This is a genomic window from Sphingomonas antarctica (genome assembly GCF_965137005.1).
Classification (GTDB): Bacteria; Pseudomonadota; Alphaproteobacteria; order Sphingomonadales; family Sphingomonadaceae; genus Sphingomonas_O; species Sphingomonas_O antarctica.
The window spans coordinates 399,789-406,279 of sequence record NZ_CBCRXM010000001.1 but is presented as its reverse complement, the minus strand read 5'-3'; the positions used below and the strand labels follow the sequence as shown (position 1 = coordinate 406,279).

At 56.7% G+C, this 6,491-nt stretch carries 6 protein-coding genes; 5 read left to right on the top strand and 1 reads right to left on the bottom strand.

Annotated elements, in window-relative coordinates; genetic code table 11:
• The 3 genes from ACM9ME_RS02040 to ACM9ME_RS02030 form a co-directional block, all read left to right on the top strand.
• On the top strand, positions 1–612 hold a 612-nt coding region (locus ACM9ME_RS02040; RefSeq protein ID WP_415641760.1), incomplete at its 5' end, for a hypothetical protein.
• Positions 613–621: 9 nt separating this feature from the next.
• On the top strand, positions 622–981 hold the full coding sequence (locus tag ACM9ME_RS02035) for a hypothetical protein (RefSeq protein WP_415641738.1): 360 nt from the start codon (positions 622–624) through the stop codon (positions 979–981).
• Entirely contained in the window at positions 978–4,103 is a 3,126-nt protein-coding gene (locus ACM9ME_RS02030) for a hypothetical protein (protein ID WP_415641737.1), read from the top strand. Before ACM9ME_RS02035 ends, ACM9ME_RS02030 begins: the two co-directional genes overlap by 4 nt.
• A gap of 96 nt (positions 4,104–4,199) precedes the next feature.
• Here the strand turns inward: ACM9ME_RS02030 and ACM9ME_RS02025 are convergent, their stop codons facing one another.
• Complete coding sequence (locus ACM9ME_RS02025) at positions 4,200–4,448, bottom strand: hypothetical protein (protein WP_415641736.1); 249 nt, start codon at positions 4,446–4,448, stop codon at positions 4,200–4,202.
• A gap of 48 nt (positions 4,449–4,496) precedes the next feature.
• On the opposite strand from ACM9ME_RS02025, the gene ACM9ME_RS02020 reads away from it, so the two are divergent.
• Together ACM9ME_RS02020 and ACM9ME_RS02015 are read left to right on the top strand one after the other, a co-directional pair.
• Positions 4,497–5,738, top strand: coding sequence for a DNA methyltransferase (locus ACM9ME_RS02020; RefSeq protein WP_415641735.1), 1,242 nt, complete (start codon positions 4,497–4,499; stop codon positions 5,736–5,738).
• Complete coding sequence (locus ACM9ME_RS02015) at positions 5,738–6,403, top strand: hypothetical protein (protein WP_415641734.1); 666 nt, start codon at positions 5,738–5,740, stop codon at positions 6,401–6,403. The genes ACM9ME_RS02020 and ACM9ME_RS02015 overlap by 1 nt, the downstream gene beginning before the upstream one ends.
• Positions 6,404–6,491 lie beyond the last annotated feature (88 nt).

Below are 6,491 nucleotides of genomic sequence, written 5' to 3'. Positions count from 1 at the left end.
GCAATGGCCTGCTTCGCTACGCCCTACGGGCTCCGCTGCGCAGGCCATTGCTCAACCCGCGCTCATGCGCAACAACAACGCCGAGACTCTAATCGTAACCGGATGAAGGTTGGGGGTCAGGTCAGCGGCCACGCCCGAACTGGCGAAACGCCACGGCGTCCACGCCAGAGCGGCGTAATTGACGATAAGCTAGAGGCCGCGCTTCGCGAGTTCCGGCGCATCGGCAATCGTGAGTTGGCGGCAAAGTCGGTCAACGTCGCACCTGAGCGGTTTCGGCGCTTCTTACGCGAGACGGTTGAAGTCGTGGGCCGGGGCGCGTCGCTCAAAATCACTGATAACCGCCACCGCGAAATGACCGTCTATACGCGCGGCGAAGCTCGCGAGCTGCGACTGCCTGACTTCGATCAGGCATCGCTCAATGGGCGGCACTTAGCCGCCGTCGGCGAATTCATCCGCACAAACGAAATCGAATTGCTCGCGCCTTTCGCGGGCCGCGAAGTGACCGATGCGAAGGGCAAACGCCATCCGCTCGAAACCGATCCGAACGCGCTGCACCGCATCGCCGCCTCAGGCGAGGGCGTCTTTCACGAAATTTACCGGCTCATTTCATAGGAGGCTAAATTGACAGACAGTGATTTTGCACGCGAGCGCCGCAAGCAGCGGCGGCTTGAACAACTCGGCACGAACGAACCTAAATGCGCGACGTGCGGCGAAGGCGATTGGCGGTGCCTGGAGCTGCACCATGTCGCCGACTTTGGCTGCGATGAAACAACCGTGATCGTTTGCCGCAACTGCCATCGTCGCCGGAGCGACGAACAAAAGGATCATCCGGCGTTCGATCCGAACGCCGATGCGTCGCTTCACGCCATCGGGCGATTTTTGCTCGGCCTTGCTGACATGCTCCGCGCGATCATCGACCGGCTCTATGAGTTCGGACGGGCCTTGATCGAACGTGCCGCGCCAACGGGAGACGCAATATGAACGCGCCCCCGATCACCGATCACTTGGCAGTCGCATTGCGCTGTTTTGCCGGTCCACAATTCAGCGACATTCCCGATCCGAATGCCGCGCCGAAAGGTGGCAAACGTCGCGAACCGCTTGGTGCGTCGTCATGGACACTCATATTCGATTGCGAGACGACAACGCATCCGGGGCAGGCGCTCAGGTTCGGAGCGTATCAGCTTCGCAATTCCGGCTCGTTGATCGAGGCCGGATTGTTTTACGATCCCGAAGGGGTGACGCCGGACGAATTGGCGACGCTCAGCAATCATGCCAGCGCCAACGGCCTTAAATTGCGGACGCGCGAAGGCTTTGTGGACGACGTGTTTTTCGCTCGCGCCTATGCGGTGCGCGCCACCATTGTCGGCTTCAACCTACCCTTCGACATATCGCGGCTGGCGATCAAGCATGGCACGGCGCGGATGCGCGGGCGACCCGGCTTCACGTTCACGCTTTCCGATCAGAAAATTTACCCGCACGTCCGCGTCCAACATATGTCGCGGCGGGCCGCTTCGATTGGCTTCGCCGCCACCATGCGCCAGCGATCGGCAAGCGGGCATCGGCGGCGTGGATTGGAGACGCCGGTTCGGCGCGGCCATTTCATCGACGTAAAAACGCTGGCTGGGGCGCTATTCGCGCGAGGGTTTTCACTGGCGAGCCTCTCTAAGTTTTTGAAGGTCGAAAATCCCAAACTCGATTTCGATGATTTCGACGGGCCGATCACCGACGACATGGCGCGCTACGCGGTGCGCGACGTGCAAGCGACATGGGAGTGCTATGCCGAATTGCTGACGCGCTTCGACCGGCTTGGGCTGAGCCAAACCATCGCCGAAAAAGTCTATAGCGAAGCGAGCATCGGCAAAGGCTATTTGCGCGAGATGGGCGTCATGCCTTGGCGCAAAGCTCAACCCGACGTGCCGCGCCAGCTACTCGCCAACATTATGGGCAGCTATTTCGGTGGTCGTTCCGAAGTGCGGATACGGCGCGAAATTCGGCAAGTGATTTTGACCGATTTCTTGTCGATGTATCCAACCGTCTGCACCCTTATGGGCCTTTGGCAGTTTGTCATCGCCAAAGACATGACTTGGCGGGACGCGACCGCTGAGACGCAAACTTTTCTCAAAACGGTCGATCTAGCCGCACTGCAATCGCAAGCAACGTGGCGGCAACTCACAACCTTGGTTCGTGTCATTCCCGATGGCGACATTTTTCCGGTTCGCGCCGCGTATAACGGGGACGTGCAAGCTACGATTGGCGCAAACTATCTGAGCGCCGATACGCCGATGTGGTTTACGCTCGCGGATTGCATCGCGGCCAAATTGCTGAGTGGCAAGGTTCCGCAAATTGTCGAAGCTGTCCGCTTCGACGCCGGGGAACGGCAAGTTGGACTTTTGCCGATCCTGATTGGCGGCAATCCCGATTATTGTGTCGATCCGAACGAAGACGACTTTTTCAAGCGCGTGATCGAGCTGCGCCAGTCGATCAAGGGCGAGCGCGATAGCGCGACCGGCGATGCAAAGGCCGCACTCGATACCGAACAGAATGCCCTCAAAATTGCCGCCAACGCGACGAGCTATGGCATCTATATCGAGCAAAATGTGGACGAGCATCACCAGCCCGTCAAAACCACGGTGCATAGCACGACCGCCGCACCATTCAGCTTCGCGACTTTGAAGGCTGAAAATCCGGGGACGTATTTTCACCCGCTGTTGGGAACGCTGATAACCGGCGCGGCGCGCTTGATGCTGGCGATTGCCGAAACGCTGGCGACTGACAGCGGACTAGAATGGACGTTTTGCGATACCGATAGCATGGCGTTGGCGAAGCCCGCAGAGATGGCGGGTGCCGACTTTGCAAAGCGCGTTGCGGGCGTGGTCGATTGGTTCGCTCCGCTCAATCCTTACGACTTTGCCGGTTCGATCCTGCAAATCGAGAAAGTGAACGCATCGCTGGAAACCGGCGAAGCGCACCCGCTTTACTGCCTTGCCATATCGTCCAAACGCTACGCGCTATTCAATCTCGCAAGCGACGGAACGCCGATCATGCGAAAAGTATCGGCGCACGGGCTCGGCCATTTGCTCGCGCCCTACGGCTACGATGATGCACCCGCCCATTTCCTGACGCCCGACAAATCAGTTTTGGGCAGCGGTATCGAGCGTTGGCACTGCGACTTGTGGCATGTGATCGTCTCAGCCGCGCTTTCTGGACGTCCCGATCAAGTGCGACGCGACTATCACCCGGCGCTCAGCAAACCCGCGATCAGCCGCTACGGTGCGACTACGCCCGAATTGCTGCGATGGTTTAAGACATACAATCTTGACCGGCCCTATCGCGATCAGGTCAAGCCGTTCGGTTTCCTGCTATCGATGATGCAAGGTTCTTACCCTTGGGCTGAGCGCATTATTGGCAGCGCGGAACGGGGCGGGCGCAAGCGCGCCAGCGCCACGAAACCGATTGCGCCGTTCGATAAGGATTTTGACAAGGCGCTGGCTCTAGCCTTCGACCGCGAGACTGGCGATGCGATCAATCCGGCGTCGCTCAAATTCTATGCCGATGCGCTCGCGCAATATCATATCCAGCCTGAGGGCAAATTTTTGAACGGCGATTGGACAGACATGGGAACGACAAGGCGACGGCATGTCGCGGTCGCTAGCGTCAAACATATCGGTAAAGAATCGCACGATTGGGAGCAGCAAGCTGCGATTGGGCTACGCATCGATAGCGAAATTACCTACGGCGTCGCCGCTTGCGAGCGTGCCGACGTTGCTGAAAAACTGACAGCTTTGATTACCGTTTGTGGCGAGCGGGAAGCTGCAACAATGCTCGGCCTGTCTGTTGGTCAGTTGAAGGCGCTTGCGAGCGGGGGCGATTGCCGGGGCGGCGACACGTTGGCGCGCACGGTTGCGGCGAAGCTGCCCGCTGCGCTCGCGCTACGGCTGAAGGTCGGCAATGATCGCCAAGCGAAATTGCATCGCCTAGCGGACGAGGTGAGCCGTGAGGGGTTGCGGCCCGTCGCTCGACGGCATGGTATCGACGCGTCGAATTTGCGCCGGAAGCTCGAACGTTGTCGCGCTACTAAAGAGTCCCCACCCGCGTTACCATAAATAGACAATTTAGCGACTGATTTGCCTACGGCACCAGCGTAAGCAGAACAGGGGCAGCACCGGCAAAGAAATGTTGTTGCCTCGGATCAAAGGCTTTTAGTCGATGAAAATATGAAGCTGACGACGCAACGCCGCAGCCAGCCGCCCTTCAAAACCGCCCGGTCGGTAAGACATGTAGCGAACGACACGCCCGACTTGTGCATCGGTTAACACCATTGTGCCCGTTGCCGGATTTAGCTGCGCTTGCAACGTCCGGATCAGGCTTTGGAACCCGCCCTGCCCGTTGGCTGGGATATTGATAGCAGCGATCTCTTGAGCGGTGAACGTGAATGTGAGCGCAGCCATGGCGGCCCCTCCCTTGATTGATTGATCCAACCCTTTGGCGTTTGCCTGATGCTGTCGAATGCTTACGATGCAGCAATGGCCATGCGACAAGCAAATTTGTTTTACGAACACCCGGCTGGATCAATCGTCGATCAGCTTTCGGCGTTTACCTACGAAGGCAAAAGAACCGAACGGATTGATAACGGGGACGTCCCATATTTTTACAACGAATTTTGGACCGCCCGTCAAAGGGACGCGCACCCCCTGCAAGAGGTAAGTTATCGCGCCTGTTTCAAGGCACAACTGCCCGAGTTTTTCATCAAACGCTTAACCGAGGTAGGCGATAGGGTTTACGATCCATTCATGGGCCGGGGCACAACCCTGATTCAAGCAGCATTGATGGGCCGCGATCCAGTCGGAAATGATGTTAATCCGATAAGTAAGTTTCTTTGTCGCCCACGAATCTGCCCACCGACCATTGGAGCGATAGCCGACCGACTTCGCTTGCTCGATTGGCAACCGACTCACGAGCACGACGACGAACTGCTAGTATTTTATCACCCAGAAACCTTGCGCGAAATTATGGCGCTGCGGCAGTATCTACTGCGCCGCGAAGCCGAAGGTTCAATCGATCCGGTCGATGATTGGATACGAATGGTAGCCTTGAATCGATTGACCGGTCATTCGCCCGGCTTCTTTTCGGTATACTCACTTCCTCCGAACCAAGCTGTCACGCTCAAGGCGCAGATAAGGATAAACGAGAAGCGGGGGCAGATTCCGCCGCGCCGGCATGTTGCCGAAATCATACTAAAGAAGTCGCGCAGCCTCTTGAAGGATGGCGTGCCGCCAAAAGTAACAGCGCAGTTTTCCACCGGACCTGCTGAATCTACTCCGGACGTTGCGTCCGCATCCGTCAATCTTGTCGTTACTTCGCCGCCGTTTCTAGACATCGTTCAATACGCTGCGGACAATTGGTTGAGATGTTGGTTCGCCGGGATCGACGTCGGGGGCGTTGAAATCGCCATGCATCGCAAGGCCGAAAGCTGGCAAAGTTTCGTTCGTAGCACTTTTGAAGAGCTAGAGCGGGTTGTCCGTCCTGGTGGACACGTTGCGTTTGAAGTGGGTGAAGTTCGAAACGGTAAAGTAGAATTGGACAAAATCGTTTTGGAAGCAATACGCGGTCTCGCCTTTGAACCTTTGCTAGTTTTAATTAATGTCCAAGAGTTTACGAAGACAGCGAATGTTTGGGGGGTAAATAATAATGCCAAGGGCACGAATACGAATCGTATCATTCTTGCAAGGAGACTTTAATGGATGATCGGGAGCGGGCCGAAATTCTCGAAGCTGCATTGGCGCAACTTCTACAGCCGCTCAAGAACATTCCGTTTTCAACGGTCGTTCGGTCGCTGGCGAAGCACTCGATTATCCCCATTAATAAAGATGATCCGCACGACGCCGATTTAATTGCGAGGCTATCGAGTGCCGCAGCATCATGCGGCGAAGCCGTTCGCAACAAGCCTATTCTGAGGCCACGCCCGAATGAAGTGGGAAACGACATTGAACCCTATGTCATGCGCGGGGTTATCGACGCGGGTCTTCATTGTGTGCGACCGGCGACTGCGGGCGGCGGTCTGAAGGCCACCGGTTATCCAGACATTATTGTTTGGGATGCTGCGGAACGACCGACATATCTCGAATGCAAAATCTTCAGTGCGGACACAGCGAATACGTCGATGCGATCCTTCTATTTATCTCCATCGGATGACTTCAAAGTCGTCCATGATGCTCGCCACCTGCTTATGGCATTTCAGATGGAAGCAACCGCCACGCCCAATTCGCGTAACTCCGAATACCGCGCGGTGTCGTTCAAGCTAGTCGATCTACATGACCTTCTTTGCGACGTAAAATACGAGTTCAATTCGGATAATCGGCGCCTGTATGGGAAGCAGATGGTGCTAGCACAGGGTCCCGTATAGACGCCGGACGCATCGCCCGAAGCCAACGTGAGTGACAAGGTCTTACGAAGTTTACGAGTTGATCGGTGCACGCCAATTATCACTGAGG